We start from the raw sequence: 18650 nt of genomic DNA on the forward strand, positions 1-18650 counted from the left end.
GCCCGCACACGCGAGGACAACGGGCCCGAACGGGCCGCATCGGGCGAGTGACGGGCCTGTTCAGCGCCCCACCCCACCGGTAGAACTTCCCCCGTGAGCCCGAACGGGTCCGCAAAGGGCCCTGAGGGGCCCCTGTGTGCCCGAACGGGCAGCGGACGTGAGGCAGGTGGCCGGCGTGGACCCGAGGACCGCAGAAGAGCGCCAGCGCGAGATCGTGCGCGTCGCCCGCGAGAGCGGCGCCGTGGACGTCAACACCCTCGCCGCCGATCTCGGCGTCGCCAAGGAGACCGTCCGGCGCGACCTGCGCGCCCTGGAGGACCACGGCCTCGTCCGCCGCACCCACGGCGGCGCCTATCCCGTGGAGAGCGCAGGCTTCGAGACGACCCTGGCGTTCCGGGCCACCAGCCACGTCCCCGAGAAGCGCCGCATCGCCGCTGCCGCCGCCACGCTCCTCGGGGACGCCGAGACGGTCTTCGTCGACGAGGGCTTCACCCCGCAGCTCATCGCCGAAGCACTGCCCCGCGACCGCCCGCTGACCGTCGTCACCGCCTCCCTCCCCGTCGCGGGCGCGCTCGCGACGGCCGACACCATCTCCGTCCTGCTGCTCGGCGGGCGCGTACGCGCGGGGACGCTCGCGACGGTCGACCACTGGACGACGCGGATGCTCGCCGGGTTCGTCGTCGACCTCGCCTACCTGGGCGCCAACGGCATCACCCGCGAGCACGGCCTCACCACCCCCGACCCGGCCGTCGGCGAGGTCAAGGCGCAGGCGGTGCGCGCGGCCCGCAGGGTCGTCTTCACCGGCGTCCACACCAAGTTCGGCGCGGTCAGCTTCTGCCGGTTCGCGGAGGTGGGGGCGCTGGAGACGATCGTGACGAGTACCGCGCTGCCGGCGAGCGAGGCGCACCGGTACTCGCTGATGGGGCCCCAGGTCATACGGGTCTGACAATCCAACTCACCCATAGGAGAGGCGTTTCGTCATGCGCATCCCAGGCAGAGGGGCCTCGCTGTCCGTGGCCGCCGCCCTCCTCCTCACCGGCTGCTGGACCGGCGCCGGCGGAGCCGGTTCCGGCGGCGACTCGATCAACGTCCTCATGGTCAACAACCCCCAGATGACCGCCCTCCAGAAACTCACCCCCGACCACTTCACGAAGCGGACCGGCATCAAGGTCAACTTCACCGTCCTGCCCGAGAACGACGTCCGCGACAAGATCAGCCAGGACTTCGCCCACCAGGCCGGCCAGTACGACGTCGCCACCCTCTCCAACTACGAGATCCCCATCTACGCCCGCAACGGCTGGCTGCACGCCATGGACACCTACCTCGCGCACGACCCGGCGTACGACGAGAAGGACGTCCTCGGCCCGATGCGTGAATCCCTCACCGGCGACGACGGCAGGCTGTACGGCCAGCCCTTCTACGGCGAGTCCTCGTTCCTGATGTACCGCAAGGACCTCCTTGCCGCCCACGGCCTCACCATGCCGCAGCGCCCCACCTGGACCCAGGTCGCCGACCTCGCCGCGCAGCTCGACGGCGCCGAACCCGGCATGAAGGGCATCTGCCTGCGCGGACTGCCCGGCTGGGGCGAGGTGATGGCGCCCCTGACGACCGTCGTCAACACCTTCGGCGGCACCTGGTTCGACAAGGACTGGAAGGCCCGCCTCGACTCCCCGGAATGGAACCGCGCCGTCACCTTCTACGTGGACCTCGTGCGCGAGCACGGCGAGTCCGGCGCCGCCCAGTCCGGGTTCGCCGAATGCCTCAACAACATGACCCAGGGCAAGACCGCCCTGTGGTACGACGCCACCTCCGCCGCCGGCTCCCTGGAGGCCGCCGACTCCCCGGTGCGGGGAAAGATCGGCTACGCGCCCGCCCCGGTCGAGAAGACCGACGCCTCCGGCTGGCTCTACACCTGGGCCTGGGGCATCGAGAAGGCGTCCCACAACGCCGACAAGGCATGGCAGTTCATCTTCTGGGCCTCGGGCAAGGAGTACGAGCGGCTGGTCGGCGAACAGATCGGCTGGGCCGACGTCCCGGCGGGCAAACGCAGTTCGACCTACGCCAACCCGCAGTACCGCCGATCCGCCGCCGCCTTCCAGGAGATGACCCGCGAGGCCATCGAGGCGGCCCGCCCGAACGACCCCGGCGTCCAGCAACGCCCCGCGCCCGGCATCCAGTTCGTCGGGATCCCCGAATTCACCGACCTGGGCACCAAGGTCTCCCAGGAGATCAGCGCCGCGATCGCGGGCCGCCAGTCCGTCGAGGCCGCGCTGACGAAAGCACAGCGACTCGCCGACCAGGTGTCCGAGGAGTACGAGGGCCGATGACCATCACAACTCCCGTAGTGGCGACGCCCGTTCGCGCCCCCGCGAAACCGCCCCGGAACCGCGTGCGCGCCTGGGCCACCCGCGCCCCCCTGCTGCCCGCCCTCGTCTTCCTGATCGCCGTCACCCAACTGCCCTTCGTGGCCACGGTGGTGATCTCCCTCTTCGACTGGAACGCCCTCTACCCCGACGCCCGCCGCTTCACCGGCCTCGACAACTACCGGCAGGTGCTGACCGATCCGGACCTGCGCCACTCCGTGTGGACAACCGCCCTGCTGACAGCGTCCGTCGTCATCGCCAGCCTCCTCCTCGGCCTCGCGCTGGCGCTGCTGCTCGACCGCCGCTTCAAGGGCCGGGGTATCGTCCGCACCCTCCTCATCGCCCCCTTCCTCGTCGTGCCGGTCGCCGCCGCGCTGCTGTGGAAACACGTCCTCTACAACCCCGAATACGGCCTGCTGAACGGCCTGTTGTCCTACGTCGGCGGGCCGCAGCGCGACTGGATCTCGGGCACCCCGCTGCTCGCCGTCGAGGCCGCCCTCGTCTGGCAGTGGACGCCGTTCATGATGCTGATCCTGCTCGCCGGGCTCCAGAGCCGCGACCGCGAACAGATCGAGGCCGCGCGGGTCGACGGTGCCGGCGACTGGCAGGTGTTCCGGCACCTCACGCTGCCGCACCTGCGCCGCTACCTCGAACTCGGCGCGCTCCTCGGCTCGATCCACATCGTGCAGAACTTCGACGCCGTCTTCACGATCACCTCCGGCGGCCTCGGCACCGCCAACCTCCCCTACACCGTCTACCAGAGCTTCTACCAGGCCCACGAGAACGGGCTCGCCTCGGCGGCCGGGGTCCTGGTCGTCATCGGCTCGCTGGTCATCGCCACGCTCGCGCTGCGTGTGGTGTCGTCCCTGTTCCGCGAGGAGGTGTCGCGCGCGTGAATGCCGTACGCAGCAAGGGACTTGGCCTGCTGGCCTGGTTCCTGGGGATCGTGTTCTTCCTGCCGATCGCGTGGATGGCGCTGACGTCGTTCCACTCCGAGACCGACGCCGCCACCAACCCCCCTTCGTTCACCGCCCCGTTGACGCTCGACGGCTACCGCGACTTCTTCGGCGTCGGCGGCGGGGCCAGCCCATGGCCCTCGCTGATCAACTCGGCGGTGGCGTCGGTGAGTTCGACGCTGCTCGTGCTGCTGCTCGCGCTGCCCGCCGCGTACGCGCTGTCGATCAGGAGGGTGCGCAAGTGGACCGACGTCCTGTTCTTCTTCCTGTCCACCAAGATGCTGCCCGCCGTCGCCGGGCTGCTTCCGGTCTACCTCTTCGCGAAGAACACCGGCCTGCTGGACAACATCTGGCTGCTCGTCCTGCTCTACACGTCCATGAACCTGCCGATCGCGGTCTGGATGATGCAGTCGTTCCTCGCCGAGGTGCCGGTCGCGGTGATCGAGGCGGCGCGCGTCGACGGGGCGCGGCTGCCGACGATCCTGCTGCGGGTCGTCGCGCCGATCGCGCTGCCCGGCATCGCGGCAACCGCCTTGATCTGCTTCATCTTCAGCTGGAACGAGCTGCTGTTCGCGCGGGTGCTGACCGGGGTCGTCGCCGAGACCGCGCCCGTCTTCCTCACCGGGTTCATCACCAGCCAGGGGCTGTTCCTGGCGAAGGTGTGCGCCGCGTCGCTCGTCATCTCCCTGCCGGTGCTGGCGGCGGGGTTCGCGGTGCAGGACAAGCTCGTGCAGGGGCTGTCGCTGGGAGCGGTGAAGTGAACACGCGGACGGCACGGGCCCGTTCGGGCCGACGCGGTCAACTCATCTGTCAGACAACCAGGTTGGGAGTCACGTCATGAAGGCCGCCGTCATCGAGTCCGTGGGCCGCGCCGTCGTCACCGAGGTCCCCGACCCGGCGCCGGGCCCCGGCGAAGTCGTCGTCGAGGTCGCCGCCTGCGGGCTGTGCGGGACCGATCTGCACATCCTCCAGGGGGAGTTCGCCCCCGAGCTGCCGATCGTGCCGGGCCACGAGTTCGCGGGCGAGGTCGTCGAACTCGGCGCGGACGTCAGCGGGCTGAGGATCGGCGACCGGGTCGCCGTCGACCCCTCGCTGTACTGCCACGCGTGCTCCTACTGCCGCACCGGCCACAACAACCTCTGCGAGCGCTGGGCCGCGATCGGTGTCACCACGGCCGGGGGAGCGGCCCGGTACGCGCTCGCGCCGGCCGCCAACTGCGTACGTCTGCCGGACCACATACGCACCCAGGACGCGGCCCTCGTCGAACCCCTCTCCTGTGCCGTACGCGGCTACGACGTCCTGCGCACCCGGCTCGGCGCGCACGTCCTGATCTACGGCTCCGGCACGATGGGCCTGATGATGCTGGAGCTGGCCAAGCGGACCGGTGCGGCGAGCGTGGACGTCGTCGACGTGAACCCGGCGCGGCTGGAGACGGCCCGCAGGCTCGGCGTCTCCCGGGCGGCCGGGGACGCGAACGAGCTTGAGCGGCCCCGGGGTTGGGACGTCGTCGTCGACGCGACCGGCAACGCGGCGGCCATCCAGGACGGGCTGGGGCGGGTCGCGAAGGCGGGCACGTTCCTCCAGTTCGGCGTGGCCGACTACGCGACGCGGGTCACCATCGACCCGTACCGCGTCTACCACCAGGAGATCACCATCACCGGTTCGATGGCCGTGCTGCACAGCTTCGAGCGGGCGGCGGAGCTGTTCGCGGGCGGGGTCCTCGACCCGGACGTGTTCATCAGCGACCGGGTGCCGCTCGCCGAGTACCCGAGGGCGCTGGAGAGGTTCGCGGCGGGCGCGGGGCGGAAGATCGTCGTGATTCCCTAGCGGGTGCTGTGAGTTGGCGGTGTCGGGAGGTGCCGTCAGCAGGCGTCCCGGTAAGTGCCATCGCCAGGGGCCATTCCCTTTCGGGCCGCATCATGTGCACCATGAACCGCCAGCAGCCGCGCGGCTGTTGACATCGTCCCGAACGATCCCGGGAGGGGCGGGCACGACCACCCGCCCCTCTCTTCCGTTGTCTCCGAGGGGACTTCATGACCCGAAGACCAGCCACCGTGGGCGTCTCCGTCGCCGCCCTCCTCCTCGCCGCCGCCCCCTTCGCGGCGCCGACGGCCGCCGCCGACCCGGGCGACGACCCGGCCCCGGCCCCGATATCAGGCCGCTACCTCGTCACCCTCGCCGACCAGCCGATCGCCACCTACGACGGCGGCGTCGCCGGAATCCCCGCGACCAAGCCGGACGCGGGCGAGAAGGTCGACGTCACCACCGACGAGGCCCGCCGCTACCGCAGCCACCTGGTCGCCGAGCAGAACGCGGCGGCGAAGAAGGTGGGCGCGAAGGTCGCCGACCACTACGCGGTCACCACCAACACCTTCACCGCGAAGCTGACGCCGGCCCAGATCCTGAAACTCGCCGCGACGAAGGGCGTCGTCTCCGTCACCCCCGAGCGGGTGCACAAGGCGACCGACGACAAGAACTCCGTCGACTACCTGCGCCTGTCCGGACGCGGCGGCCTCTGGTCGGCGCTCGGCGGCACCGCGAACGCCGGCAAGGGCGTCGTCATCGGCGACCTCGACACCGGCATCTGGCCCGAGAACGGCTCCTTCGCCGCCCCCGCGCTCAGCACGGCCAAACCCCCGGCCTGGGACAAGTACCGCCCCTACCTGAGGGGTACGACGACCGTCATGCGCAAGACGGACGGCGCGACCTTCACCGGCACCTGCGAGACCGGCGAGGAGTTCACCGCCGCCGACTGCAACCGGAAGGTCATCAGCGCCCGCCAGTACGGCGACGCCTGGCGCGAATGGGTGCCCGAGGCCAACCGCGCCGACTACATGTCGCCCCGCGACGGCGGCGGCCACGGCTCCCACACCGCGTCCACGGCGGCCGGCAACGCGAACGTGCCCGCCTCGATCGACGGACGCTCCTACGGCAAGATCTCCGGCGTCGCCCCCGGCGCCGCCATCGCCGTCTACAAGGTGCTCTGGGAGAGCAAGGACGGCTCCCAGACCGGCGGTCTGACCAGCGACATCGTCGCCGCGATCGACCAGGCCACCGCCGACGGCGTCGACGTCATCAACTACTCGATCGGCAGCGACGCCGAGTCCCCCGTGGGGGATCCGATCGAGACGGCGTTCCGCAACGCCGCCGCGGCGGGCGTCTTCATCTCCGCCTCCGCCGGCAACAACGGCCCCGGCGCGAGCACCCTGGACAACGTCGCGCCGTGGACCACGAACGTCGCCGCGAGCACGGTCGAGGCGTACAAGGGCACGGTCGTCCTCGGCAACGGCGAGCGCTACACCGGCATCAGCACGACGCTGACGGGCCAGGTCGGCCCCGCGCCGCTGGTGCGCTCGACGGCCGTGAAGAACGCGGACGCGAGTGACGCCGACGCCGCGGTCTGCGCGCCCGGCTCGCTCGACCCGGCGCAGGCCACGGGCAAGATCGTCGTCTGCGACCGGGGTGTCGTCGACCGGGTCGCCAAGTCCGCCGAGGCCAAGCGCGCGGGCGCCGTCGGCATGGTCCTCGTCAACGTCTCCCAGGGCAGCACCGACGGCGACTCGCACAGCCTGCCGACGGTCCACCTCAACATCCCGGACTCCACGACCGTCCGCACCTACGCGGCCGGCGCGGGCGCGACGGCGCAGCTCGTCACCGGCGGCGCGGACATCCCGTATCCGCAGGTCGCCGGGTTCTCCTCGCGCGGGCCCTCGCTCCAGAACAACGGCGACGTCCTCAAGCCGGACATCGCGGCGCCCGGCGTGACGATCCTCGCCGCCGTCGCCCCGCCGTCCAACCGGGGCCACGACTTCGACTTCTACTCCGGCACGTCGATGGCGGCGCCCCACATCACCGGGCTCGCGGCGATCTACCTCGCCCTGCACCCCAAGTGGTCGCCCATGGCGGTCAAGTCCGCGATGATGACGACCGCCCGGCCCACCCTGACGGCCGAGGGCAAGACCAGCGAGGACGTCTTCGCGCAGGGCGCCGGCGAGGTCTCCGCGTGGGGCATGCTGCGCCCCGGGCTCGTCTACGACTCCTCCGAGCGCGACTGGCTGAGCTACCTGGAGGGCCTGGGCATCGACACCGGCAGCGGCGCGAAGCCGATCGACGCCAGTGACCTGAACTCGGCGTCCATCGCCATCGGCGACCTCCTCGGCAGCCAGACCGTCACCCGTACCGCCACGGCCGTCACGCCGGGCGTCTACCGGGCCGCCGTCGACCTCCCGGGCGTCAGGACCACGGTCACGCCGTCCACCCTGCGGTTCACCCGGCCCGGCGAGCGCAAGACGTTCACCGTGAAGTTCGACGTCACCACCGCGCCCGTCGGTGTCGCCGAGACCGGGTCGCTGACCTGGACCTCCGGCCGGACGTCCGTCCGCAGCCCGATCGTCGTCACCCCGCAGGCGCTTCGCGCGCCCGCGCGTGTGAGCGGCACCGGCGCCTCCGGGCAGGTCGCCTACAAGGTGACCTCCGCCGCGAGCGCGTTCACCGCGACGCCCTCCGGGCCGGTCTCCGCCGCGCCCGAGAGCGGCACGCTGACCGGGGCCGACGAGTACGACTACCTGCCGGCCGTCGCCGCCGGGACCAAGGCCGCCGAGATCACCGTGCGGTTCGGGGCGACGAGCGGGGCGGCCGGGGTCACCGGGATCGTGTACGGGCGGGTCGTCGACGGTGAGCTCGTCGACTCCCAGGTCGCCCTCGCGGACGCGCGGGGGGTCGCGAACGCCGTGCTGCCGAAGCCGGAGGCGGGGACCTACCTCGTCGCCGTCGTCCAGGTCGGCAGCGGGGAGGCGGAGCCGGGGGCGACGCCGTACACGTACCAGTTCAACGCCGTCGGGGGCGGTTCGGTTCCCGCCGGGACGCTCTCCGTGACGCCGGCCAAGGCGACGACGACGCCGGGGACGCCGGTGGATGTGACGGCCGCTTGGGCCGGGGTGGGGACCGGGGGGCGGTCCACCGGCTGGGTCGAGTACGCGAACGGGGCGGGGACGGTGGTGAGCCTGAACTGAGCCCTGTCGGGTGAGGCGTGGTGGCCCTGTTTCCGGGGATTTTCCGGGGGCGGGGCCACTCGCTTGTCGGGGGCGGGGACATCCGTTTTCCGGGGCGGGTTTTCGGGAGCGGGCCACTCGTTCGAGTGAAGGTGGGACGGAAGAGCGGGTAAGGGAACGGCAAAGTGGTCTCGTTCGTTCACCCGGCATGACCGCTATGACCCCCGGCTCGAACATCCCCCTCCCCGTCGCGAAGGTGACGGTCGACGTCTCCGCGCCCGTGCGGCTCGACGTCTCGGGCCTGCTGCTCACCGCCGACGGCAAGGTCCGCTCGGACGACGACTTCATCTTCTACAACCAGCCGAGCGGCCCCGGAGTGTCCTACCGCTCCGGAGGCGGCTCCGCCCCCGACGCGATCACCGTCGACACGGCCGTGATCCCTCCCGGCATCGAGAAGATCGTCGTCACCGCCAGCCCCGACGCCGCGGGCCAGACCTTCCAGGGCATCGAGCCGACAGCGACGATCAGGGGCGCCGACGACAACGCCGTCATCGCGACGTTCACCCCGCCGCAGCTCGGCGCCGAGACGGCCCTCGTCATCGTCGAGATCTACCTGCGCAACGGCGCCTGGAAGGCCCGCGCGGTGGGCCAGGGGTACGCGAACGGCCTCGCGGGGATCGCGACGGACTTCGGGGTGACGGTGGAGGAACCGACACCGGCGGCTACGCCGACGCCCGCGCCTACGCCGGCCCCCGCTCCCACGAGGTCGGTCGCCTCCACGCAGCCGCCCGCGGCCACGCCCCCCATGCCGGCGACGCCCCCGCCGGGCACCGGCAAGATCAACCTAGACAAGGGCCGCGTCAGCCTCCAGAAGAACCAGACGGTGTCCCTCGTCAAGGGCGGCCAGCCCCTGCTCTCCCAGGTCAAGATGGGCCTCGGCTGGGAACCGGCCTACCGCAGCCGCGACATCGACCTCGACGCGTCCGTCATCGCCTACGGGCCGCAGCGCAACCACGTCGACAGCTGCTACTTCGGCAAGCTCGCCATCCTCAACGGCGCGATCAAGCACTCCGGCGACAACCTCACCGGCGAGGGCGGCGGCGACGACGAGGTCATCGTCGTCGACCTCGGCCGCATCCCCCAGGACGTCACCGGCCTCGTCTTCACCGTGAACTCCTTCTCCGGCCAGAAATTCACCGAGGTCGCCAAGGCCTACTGCCGCCTCATCGACGCCGCGACCGGCGAAGAACTCGTCCGCTTCGACCTCACCAACGCGGAGCCCCAGACCGGCGTCATGATGGCCAAACTCATCCGCCAGTTCTCCGGCGAATGGGAAATGACCGCGATGGGCGAGTTCGTGAAGGCACGGACGGTCCGGAACATGGTGAAGCCGGCGGGACAGGCGCTGTAGTTCCGGCGCTCGGGGCTAGGCGCTCGACGGCGGGCCGCCCGCCCGCAGGGGAGCCGTGAGCGGGTCGGCCGTCTGCCCCGTGCCCGGCCCGATCGGCGTACACGCCGGACCGGACACGGGGGCTCACGGGGCAGGAGCGCCGGCGTGCCCGGTCTCGTGGGTGGCGATACGGACACGGTTGTCGACGGCGGCCGAGTGATCACCCCGCGCACTCGCCTCCCTCGCTGCTTCGGCGTACTCGGTGCACTCGTCGCAGTCGTTGACACGAACGCTCAGCGGGGCGGATCGAGTGTCCACGGTTTCTCCTCCGGGGGTGTGGGTGGTGTGGCAGGGGCAGAGGCAACGGCGGATCAGGACGATCCCGCCGCCGCGGGGCATCGGTATGTCCTCGGTGCGGCGGCAATGAGCGTGCCCTGACCGCGGACCGAACCCCCGGGCGACCGCGCATGCGGCGGACAGGTAGTCGGGGTCGATACCGGCGATCACGGCCGGTCCGCCCTCGGTGTCAGGCCGTACAGGGCACGGCAGCCCCCGCACGCGTACAGGACGAACGTGGCGCCCCGGCCCTCCGCGACGAGGCTGACCACCCGCACGCCGTAGGCGTACGCCCTGTGCCAGGAGCAGAAGCCGTAGATACCGGGCCGCAGGTCACCGGTCCCGTCCGTCCGGCCGGTCACCTGGACGCCTCGATCAGTTGCCGCAGAGCGGTCGCGATCTCGCAGCGGGCGCCGTCGTCCACGCACTGTTCGCACAGACCGGCGTGCGCGCGGAGCGCCCGGTCTGCGGCCGTGCCGACGCATCCGGCGCAGGCGCGCGGGAACGTCGAGTACGCGTAGCGATCGTGCCGCCGCTCGCCGAGGTCCACGGCCGTCGCCGTGTCCAGCCGTATCCCGCACCAGACACATGAGGCACCCCGAGTCTGTGCCTGCGCCAGCTTGGCGTGGGGCGGCAGGCTCAGGAGGGCGAGCGTGCTGGGGGAAGTAGCAGTCTCGGGTGGCATGTCACGCCTCCACGGTCACGGTGATCCGTCTCACTGTGACCGTAGGAGCTGGGGAGGGCCTGAACGCTCACAGTTCTGTGAGCGTTGTGAGTGCCCCTACATCCCCACCCACGAGGCCATGTGGCCCAGCGTCTCGGGTGTATGCCGTGACAGATGCACCAGCCCTCGGATCGTTTCCCGGGTGCCTGGGTGGTACCGGGTCTGCTCCGGTGCCGTCCGCCTTGCTTCCATCAGGTGCTTCAGCGCGCGCTCGGTATGCCCGGTCTCCATCTCCGCGCGCGCCCATTCGATCAGGAAGTGGGTTCGCCGCGATACCGCCATGGACGCGGGCAACCGCATCGCCCGAGCCTGCTTCAGCGCTTCGTCGAACTGGTTCATCTCCACGGCGGCGGACATCGTGTGCAGCCGCACGTTCGCAGGGCCGAACGAGAGCCAGTGCACATCCGAGGCGTCCCGAGTCCGCTCGGCGATGTCGCGGGCTTCGCCGATGTGCCGGTTCACGGCCGCCTCGTTCCTGGCCCGCGCGCAGATGACGGAGCCACCGAGATGGAGTTGCCCGGTGACGACAAGGGACTCACGTGTCGTGGCGGCCTGGCCGACGATGCTGTGTCCGGAGGCGATGAGCCGCTGCCCGATGACGTACTCGCCCTCGCGGAAGTAGACCAGCGCCCGCATGTACTGCCGTACCGCGCTCAAACAGGGGTCGGACGCCCGCTCGGCGGCCCAGGCCATACGGTCCAGCGCCACGGTGGACAAGTCGTAGTACCCCAGTTTGACGGCGACGTCGTGTGCCGTGCGATAGGTCGACGAGAGGGCCCGCCAGAGGGGAGTGGAGGGGGTGGACCACGCGGCGTGTGTCAGCTCGGCGATGACACCGGGAAGCATGCGGGCCGCGCTGCGCAGATGTGTGGCGCGGACCTTCTCGCAGAGTCGGTCCGCTTCCGCCACGAGGACAGCGGCCGGGCGCACGGTCAAGTCGGGGTTGGTACCGAGGTCGTAGAGATCGAGGGCTTCACGGATCGGCCGCACGAGTTCAGCAAGCCGGTCGCGCTGGAGTTCGGTCAGGTAGGGCTGTCCTGTGAGGGTGGTGACGTCGATCTTGAGTGCCTGCGCGATCGCCGCGACGAAGTCCGCGGTCGCGGGGCGGGCGCCGCATTCGACCTGGTTGAGCAGGCTGTACGAGAACGGAGTCCTTGCCGCGAGGGCTCGTTGGGTGAGCCTGGCCAGTCTCCGTTGCTCGCGGATGCGCGTGCCGGGGTGGTCGTCGTCGAGTGAGGGCATGCGGGTCTCCTCGTTCCGTGCGGCCACGGGGCACGGTACCCGCGTCCGCCTCCGGCTCCACCGGATCGGGGCGACTGCATGTGATCCGATAGGACCATGACGTCTCGCGTGCTGTATCTGTTCGGATCGGCGGCGCCGCCTGTCTTCGATGTGGCAAAGGTGATCGAGGAGGCTCAGGGACGCGGCTTCGACGTGTGTCTCGGGCTGACCTCGACCGCCGCCCGATGGCTCGGTGATCGGATCGCCGCTCTGGAGGAGCTGACCGGGCATCCGGTTCGCTCCGAGTACAAGGACCCCGGCCATCCGGACGTGTGGCCGAAGGCAGACGCGATCGCGTTCGCGCCCGCCACCTTCAACTCCATGAACGCGTGGGCTCTCGGCCTGACCCGGGAGTTCGTGATCGGCGTCGTCGCGGAGGGCATCGGCAAGGGCATCCCGATCGTGGCGATGCCGTGCGTGAACGCGGCGTACGTGCGGCACCGGCAGTTCGAACGAAGCGTCACCGAACTGCGGGAGATGGGCGTCGAAGTGCTGTACGGGGAGGGCGGCTTCGTGCCGAACCAGCCGGGGCAGGGGCGCCCTGACGAGTACCCGTGGCGTCTCCTGCTCGATGCGGTGATGCGGCTCGTGCCTCGACCTCAGGTATGACAAAGCGGCTCCCGTCCCTCCGGGCGGGGATGACTGACGGCCGGCCGCGCGGTCCTCATTCCCGCCGCCCGGTCGTTGACGTTCGGCCCCAGCCTTTCGCCCATCCGTCGGCCCCGCCCCGCAGCAACGGCAGTGCGGTCGCCAGCCAGGTCGCGCCTGTGATGGTCAACACCGCGCGGTAGTCGGCCAGTTCGACCAGGGTTGCGCCTGCTGCGAGGCCGAGGACGTTCGGGGCGTAGACGAGGGTGTTGGCTGTGGCGATGGTGCTGCCGAGGACGGCGTCGGGGGTTTCGCGTTGGACGGTGGTGAGGGTGGCGATGAGGACGCAGGGCAGGCCCGCGCCGATGGCCGCGCTGCATGCGAACGCGAGCGTGTCGATGGGTACCGCCCGTAGTGCCACCGCGACGGCCGTCACGGTGATGCCCCAGGCCGCGAACCTCCGCTCGCCGAGCAGCCGCAGGGCCCGGCCCGACAGGAGGCCCACGCTCACGGAACCGGCCCCCTGGACGGCGTACAGCGCCCCGGCGAACGCGGGGGAGTGGCCCAGTCCGTCGATCACCGCGTACGTCATGGCACCGTTCAGCCCGGCGCCCAGCATGGTGACGCCCCCGGCGAGGACGAGGGGCCGCAGGCGGGGGTGCGCCCAGAGGTGACGGACGCCGGCGGAGGCGGGGGCGAGGAGACGGCGGAGCCGGTGTCGGAGGGGTGCTGGGTTGGTTCGGGTGCTTATCGATGCCGGGAGTTGAGTGCCGTTGTCGGCCGTTTTTGACCTTCCGCGCCTCGTGCTGCCCTCGGCTGCTTCCGGCGCCGGGAACTTCACGCCGGCCCCGTCCCTGTTCCCGTCCGACACCCCTGCTGACGCCGCCCGCCCCCGCAACCCCGCATACACCCCCGCCGCCAGCACGAACGTCCCCGCGTCGAGGAGGACCACCGCCGGTCCGCCGTACAGCGTGTAGAGCCCCGCCCCCGCCAGGGGTGACACCAGTTTCATGCCCTCGGTGATGGCCATGCGGAGTCCGTTGAAGTCGCCGAGGAGGGTCGGGGGGAGGGTGACGGCGACGAGGGCGGCCTCGGCGGCGTCGTTGACGATGCCGGTCGCGCCGTACACGAACAGGACCGCGAGGACGAGCCAGACGAGGCCGGGGGAGTCGACGGTGACGAGGACGGGGAGGAGGGCGGCGAGGAAGAGGCTGGAGCCGATGAGGAGGGGCCGGCGGGGGAACCGGTCGGCGAGGGCGCCGAGCAGCGGGCCCGCGAGGACCGGCGTCCACATCGCCAGCAGGCACAGCGCCGCGAGCCCGTCGGACCCGGTGAGGTCCTTGACCCAGACGCCGGCGACGAGCCAGAGCGCGGAGGTGCCGAAGCCGGAGATCACGACGCCGGTGAGGTAGAGGGCCGCGTCCCGGTCACGCAGGACGGCCCAGGTGGTTGTCGTCATGCCTGGTCATCGTGGGGCTAAGGAGGGGGGTAGGGCATCGGGAGGACGCCTTAGGTATGGGGTGGGGGAGGGGACCGGCTCTGAGGACCCCGCCGCCGTGCCACGTCCCGTAGTACCCGTACCTCTCAAGTATCCCCGCCCCCACTCCCACCCCCACTCCCACCCTCGTCCGTGCCCCCGCCCCCCCGTCATATCTCCCCCCGGTATCCCCCGATCCCCGGACACCCCACCACCCCCACCCGTACCCTCCGACCCATGCCCCTGAGCCTCACCGTCCTCGGCACAGCCTCCCCGCACCCGGCCCCCGACCGCCCCTGCTCGGGCTACCTCCTGCGCGGCGGCGGCGCGGAGGTGTGGGTGGACGCCGGCCCCGGCACATTCGCGGAGTTGCAGCGGCACACGGACCCGAGGAAGCTGACGGCGATCTGGCTGTCGCACCTGCACGCCGACCACAGCGCCGACCTCCTCGCCGCCGTGTACGCCTTCGCGTTCGGCGGCATGACCCCGGCCGCGCCGATCCCGGTGTACGCGCCCCGCGACTGCGCGCTGCGCGTCGCCGGTTTCCTCGGCAAGGCCGACGTCCGCTTCCTGAGCGGAATCCTCGACTTCAGGCCCCTGTACGACGGTCTCCTCGTCCGGCACTGGAACCTGCGCCTGGCCGCGCGGGCGGTGCGGCACGACACCGAGGCGTACGGGCTGCGCGCGGAGTGCCAGGGCAGCGTCCTCGCGTACTCGGGGGACACCGGACCGTGCGACGCGCTCACCGAACTCGCCTCGGGCGCCGACGTGTTCCTGTGCGAGGCGGACATCGACCGGCATCGCGAGGGCGAACAGGTCCACCTGAGGCCGGAGGACGCCGGGGACGCGGCGCGCAAGGCCGGCGTCCGCGAACTGCTCGTCACCCACGTCGGCCCGACGATGACCCGGCAGACGGCGACGGGCCGCGCCGCGCTCGCGTTCGGCGGACCGACCCGCATGGCCCGCGAGGGCGAGACGTTCCGCTTCTGACGCCTCCCACCCAGCTCCCGCCCCTGTCTCAACTTCCTTCTGTCAGAAGCATTGACGAACCCCTCACCCCCTTCCTACCTTCAACGCGTCGTACTTCGTACGTCATATATGAGACGCGATACGCGAGATCAGATACGCGACTTCGAGAGGCGCGCATGACCTCTGTGCCCACGCCGATCCCCTCCCGGACGCAGTACGTCCTGGAGGAGATCAAACGCCGCATCCTCACCGGGCGCCTGACGCCTGGTCAGGCCCTGGTGGAGACCGAACTCGCCGCACACTTCGGGGTGTCGAAGACCCCGGTGCGCGAGGCGCTCAAGACCTTGGCCGGCACCGGGCTCGTCGTGATGAGCCAGTACAAGGGCGTCACGGTGCGCATGGTGGACGCGGACATGGCGCGCGAGGTCTACGACGTACGCCTGCTGCTCGAACCGGAGGCGCTGCGCCGGACGGTGAGCCGGGGCGCCTCCCTGGACGCCGCCCGCGCCGCGCTGACCCGCGCCGACGAGGCCGGCGACACCGCCGAACGCTCCCTGGCCAACCGGGAGTTCCACCGTGCCCTGTACCTGCCGTGCGGCAACCCGCTGCTCGGCCGGATGCTCGACGAGGTCCGTGACCAGGCCGCCCTGGTCTCCGCCGTGGCGTGGGCGGCGTCCCCGTCGTGGGAGCGGGAGGCCGGCGAGCACCGCGAGATCCTGCGGCTCGCGCTGGCGGGCGACGCGGACGGCGCGGCCCGTGCCCTGCACGCCCACATCGGCTCCTTCGTCGAACGGGCCTTCCCCGACGAGGCGAACCAGGAAGGTCAGGAATGAGCAACGTGGCGTTCGAGACCCAGCGCGCGGCCCTGGCCGAGGTCGTCGCCATCCCGGTGACCCCGTTCGCCGAGGACGGCGGTGTCGACGAGGCCGTCTGCCGCGCCCTGCTGCGCCGGCTCCTCGACGCCGGGATCACCACCCTCACCCCCAACGGGAACACCGGGGAGTTCTACACGCTCACCCCCCAAGAACGGCGCACGATCACGGAGTTGACCCTCGACGAGGTCGGCGGCCGGGCCTCGGTGCTGGTCGGCGTGGGCCACGACGTCCCCAGCGCCGTCGAATCCGCCCGCCACGCACGGGAGTTCGGCGCGCAGATGGTGATGGTCCACCAGCCGGTGCACCCGTACGTCTCGCAGGCCGGCTGGGTCGACTACCACCGCGCGATCGCCGAGGCCGTCCCCGAGCTGGGCGTCGTCCCGTACATCCGCAACCCCCAACTGCGCGGCGAGCGGCTGGCGGAGTTGGCCGACGTCTGCCCGAACGTGATCGGCGTCAAGTACGCCGTCCCGGACGCGGCCAGGTTCGCGGCGTTCGCGCGGGACGCGGGTCTTGAGCGGTTCGTGTGGGTCGCGGGGCTCGCCGAGCCGTACGCGCCCTCGTACTTCTCGGCCGGCGCGACGGGCTTCACGTCGGGGCTCGTGAACGTCGCCCCGGCCGTCTCGCTGAACATGATCGAGGCGCTGCGGTCGGGGGACTACCCGGCCGCGATGAAGGTCTGGGAGCAGATCCGGCGCTTCGAGGAACTGCGCGCGGCCAACGGGTCCGCGAACAACGTCACCGTCGTCAAGGAGGCCCTGGCCTCGCTCGGCCTGTGCCGCAGGGAGGTGCGCCCGCCGAGCCGGACGCTGCCCGAGGACGAGCGCGCCGAGGTCGCCGCCATAGCCGCCGGGTGGTCCATATGAACGCACCTCGCAGAACGCCGGACGAGCCTCGCAGAACGCCGGACGAGCCTCGCAAGCAGCCCGAAGAGCTGAGAAGCCATCAGTGGTACGGCACAGAAGGCCAGTTGCGCACCTGGTCGCACAACGCCCGTATGCGCCAGCTCGGTTACGAGGCGGAGGAGTACCGGGGCCGCCCGGTGATCGCCGTCCTCAACACCTGGTCCGACATCAACCCCTGCCACGTCCACCTGCGCGAACGCGCGGAGGCGGTCAAGCGGGGCGTGTGGCAGGCGGGCGGCTTCCCGCTCGAATTCCCGGTCTCCACCCTCTCGGAGACCTACCAGAAGCCGACCCCGATGCTCTACCGCAACCTCCTCGCGATGGAGACCGAGGAGCTGCTGCGGTCGTACCCGGTCGACGCGGCCGTCCTGCTCGGCGGCTGCGACAAGTCGACCCCGGCCCTCCTCATGGGCGCCGCCTCCGCCGACGTGCCGTCGGTCTTCGCGCCCGCCGGGCCGATGCTGCCCGGACACTGGCGGGGCGAGACCCTGGGCTCCGGCACCGACATGTGGAAGTACTGGGACGAGCACCGCGCCGGCAACCTGACGGACTGTGAACTCCGCGAACTCCAGGGCGGGTTGGCGCGCAGCCCCGGGCACTGCATGACGATGGGCACGGCGTCCACGATGACGGCGGCGGCCGAAGTCCTCGGCATGACCCTGCCGGGCGCCTCCTCGATCCCGGCCGTCGACTCCGCGCACGAGCGGATGGCCGCCGCCACCGGACGCCGCGCGGTGGAGCTGGCCTGGACGGGACTGAAGCCCTCAACCATCCTCACCCGCACGGCATTCGAGGACGCCGTCACCACCGTCCTCGGGCTCGGCGGATCCACCAACGCCGTGATCCACCTGATCGCGATGGCGGGCCGGGCCGGCGTCGAACTGACCCTCGACGACTTCGACCGCATCGCCCGCACCGTCCCGGTCCTCGCCAATGTCCGCCCCGGCGGCCGGACTCACCTCATGGAGGACTTCTACTTCGCCGGCGGCCTGCCCGCGTTCCTCTCCCGGATCACCGACCTGCTCCACCTGGACAGGCCCACGGTGAACGGCACTCTGGGCGAACAGCTCGAAGGCGCCGTCGTCCACGACGACGACGTCATCCGCACCCGCGAGAACCCGGTCGCCGCCGAGGGCGGGGTCGCCGTCCTGCGTGGCAACCTCTGTCCGGACGGCGCGGTCATCAAGCACATCGCCGCCGAGCCGCACCTCCTCAAGCACACCGGCCGCGCGGTCGTCTTCGACGACTACCGGACCATGCAACGCACCATCAACGACCCGGAGTTGAACATCACCGCGGACAGCGTCCTGGTACTGCGCGGCTCCGGCCCCAAGGGCGGCCCCGGGATGCCCGAGTACGGCATGCTGCCGATCCCCGACCACCTGCTCAAGCAGGGCGTGCGCGACATGGTCCGCATCTCCGACGCCCGGATGAGCGGCACGAGTTACGGCGCCTGCGTCCTGCACATCGCGCCCGAGTCGTACGTCGGCGGCCCCCTCGCCCTGGTCCGCACCGGCGACACCATCACCCTGGACGTCGCCGCCCGCACGCTCCAACTCGACGTGGACGACGACGAGTTGGCCGCGCGCCGGGCGAACTGGACGCCACCGGCCACCCGTTACGAGCGCGGCTACGGCGCCCTCTACAACGAGCAGATCACGCAGGCCGACACCGGCTGCGACTTCGAGTTCCTCGCGCGCCCCGGCACGGTCTCGGACCCCTACGCCGGCTGAACCACCGCACGGCACGACCAGGCATCCGTACGCCTGTGGAGAAAGCGCTTACCGTACGACGC

Annotated in this window: 17 protein-coding genes; 12 read left to right on the forward strand and 5 right to left on the reverse strand. The window is 71.2% G+C overall.

The window, feature by feature from the left end; translation table 11 throughout:
- Positions 1-175: 175 nt before the first annotated feature.
- From IAG44_RS30865 to IAG44_RS30895, 7 genes are all read left to right on the forward strand, one after another.
- Positions 176-946 carry a DeoR/GlpR family DNA-binding transcription regulator gene (locus tag IAG44_RS30865; RefSeq protein WP_187750356.1) on the forward strand — a complete coding sequence of 257 codons (771 nt, stop codon included), beginning with the start codon at positions 176-178 and terminating at the stop codon, positions 944-946.
- 34 nt (positions 947-980) lie between these two features.
- Complete coding sequence (locus IAG44_RS30870) at positions 981-2327, forward strand: ABC transporter substrate-binding protein (RefSeq protein WP_187750357.1); 1347 nt, start codon at positions 981-983, stop codon at positions 2325-2327.
- Positions 2324-3259, forward strand: coding sequence for a carbohydrate ABC transporter permease (locus tag IAG44_RS30875; RefSeq protein WP_187750358.1), 936 nt, complete (start codon positions 2324-2326; stop codon positions 3257-3259). Before IAG44_RS30870 ends, IAG44_RS30875 begins: the two co-directional genes overlap by 4 nt.
- Positions 3256-4080 (forward strand): carbohydrate ABC transporter permease, encoded by an 825-nt coding sequence (locus IAG44_RS30880; protein WP_187750359.1) that lies wholly within the window; start codon positions 3256-3258, stop codon positions 4078-4080. Before IAG44_RS30875 ends, IAG44_RS30880 begins: the two co-directional genes overlap by 4 nt.
- A 76-nt stretch (positions 4081-4156) precedes the next feature.
- Positions 4157-5146: a zinc-dependent alcohol dehydrogenase family protein gene (locus tag IAG44_RS30885; protein ID WP_187750360.1), complete on the forward strand. Its 990-nt coding sequence runs from the start codon at positions 4157-4159 to the stop codon at positions 5144-5146.
- A 206-nt stretch (positions 5147-5352) separates the two neighbouring features.
- Positions 5353-8331, forward strand: a complete 2979-nt coding sequence (locus IAG44_RS30890) for a S8 family serine peptidase (RefSeq protein ID WP_187750361.1) — start codon at positions 5353-5355, stop codon at positions 8329-8331.
- A 196-nt stretch (positions 8332-8527) separates the two neighbouring features.
- Positions 8528-9721, forward strand: a complete 1194-nt coding sequence (locus IAG44_RS30895; RefSeq protein ID WP_187752921.1) for a TerD family protein — start codon at positions 8528-8530, stop codon at positions 9719-9721.
- 123 nt (positions 9722-9844) lie between these two features.
- Here the strand turns inward: IAG44_RS30895 and IAG44_RS30900 are convergent, their stop codons facing one another.
- The 4 genes from IAG44_RS30900 to IAG44_RS30915 form a co-directional block, all read right to left on the reverse strand.
- Positions 9845-10018 (reverse strand): hypothetical protein, encoded by a 174-nt coding sequence (locus IAG44_RS30900; protein ID WP_187750362.1) that lies wholly within the window; start codon positions 10016-10018, stop codon positions 9845-9847.
- Positions 10019-10203: 185 nt separating this feature from the next.
- Positions 10204-10398 carry a hypothetical protein gene (locus IAG44_RS30905; protein WP_187753150.1) on the reverse strand — a complete coding sequence of 65 codons (195 nt, stop codon included), beginning with the start codon at positions 10396-10398 and terminating at the stop codon, positions 10204-10206.
- Complete coding sequence (locus IAG44_RS30910) at positions 10395-10721, reverse strand: hypothetical protein (RefSeq protein ID WP_187750363.1); 327 nt, start codon at positions 10719-10721, stop codon at positions 10395-10397. Before IAG44_RS30910 ends, IAG44_RS30905 begins: the two co-directional genes overlap by 4 nt.
- A gap of 96 nt (positions 10722-10817) precedes the next feature.
- The gene (locus IAG44_RS30915; protein ID WP_187750364.1) at positions 10818-12002 is read right to left on the reverse strand and encodes a helix-turn-helix domain-containing protein; all 1185 of its coding nucleotides are present in this window, start codon (positions 12000-12002) and stop codon (positions 10818-10820) included.
- A 96-nt stretch (positions 12003-12098) separates the two neighbouring features.
- On the opposite strand from IAG44_RS30915, the gene IAG44_RS30920 reads away from it, so the two are divergent.
- Positions 12099-12650 carry a flavoprotein gene (locus IAG44_RS30920; protein ID WP_187750365.1) on the forward strand — a complete coding sequence of 184 codons (552 nt, stop codon included), beginning with the start codon at positions 12099-12101 and terminating at the stop codon, positions 12648-12650.
- A 55-nt stretch (positions 12651-12705) separates the two neighbouring features.
- On the opposite strand, the gene IAG44_RS30925 is transcribed toward IAG44_RS30920, so the two are convergent.
- Positions 12706-14088 carry an MFS transporter gene (locus IAG44_RS30925; RefSeq protein WP_187750366.1) on the reverse strand — a complete coding sequence of 461 codons (1383 nt, stop codon included), beginning with the start codon at positions 14086-14088 and terminating at the stop codon, positions 12706-12708.
- A gap of 255 nt (positions 14089-14343) precedes the next feature.
- Between IAG44_RS30925 and IAG44_RS30930 the strand changes: the two genes are divergently transcribed.
- The 4 genes from IAG44_RS30930 to araD all read left to right on the forward strand — a co-directional run bounded on the left by IAG44_RS30930 (position 14344) and on the right by araD (position 18588).
- Positions 14344-15096, forward strand: a complete 753-nt coding sequence (locus tag IAG44_RS30930) for an MBL fold metallo-hydrolase (RefSeq protein WP_187750367.1) — start codon at positions 14344-14346, stop codon at positions 15094-15096.
- 155 nt (positions 15097-15251) lie between these two features.
- Positions 15252-15908, forward strand: a complete 657-nt coding sequence (locus IAG44_RS30935) for a GntR family transcriptional regulator (RefSeq protein WP_187750368.1) — start codon at positions 15252-15254, stop codon at positions 15906-15908.
- Positions 15905-16816, forward strand: a complete 912-nt coding sequence (locus IAG44_RS30940; protein WP_187750369.1) for a dihydrodipicolinate synthase family protein — start codon at positions 15905-15907, stop codon at positions 16814-16816. Before IAG44_RS30935 ends, IAG44_RS30940 begins: the two co-directional genes overlap by 4 nt.
- On the forward strand, positions 16813-18588 hold the full coding sequence (araD, locus tag IAG44_RS30945) for an L-arabinonate dehydratase (protein ID WP_187750370.1): 1776 nt from the start codon (positions 16813-16815) through the stop codon (positions 18586-18588). The genes IAG44_RS30940 and araD overlap by 4 nt, the downstream gene beginning before the upstream one ends.
- Positions 18589-18650 lie beyond the last annotated feature (62 nt).

The organism is Streptomyces roseirectus (genome assembly GCF_014489635.1).
GTDB lineage: Bacteria > Actinomycetota > Actinomycetes > Streptomycetales > Streptomycetaceae > Streptomyces > Streptomyces roseirectus.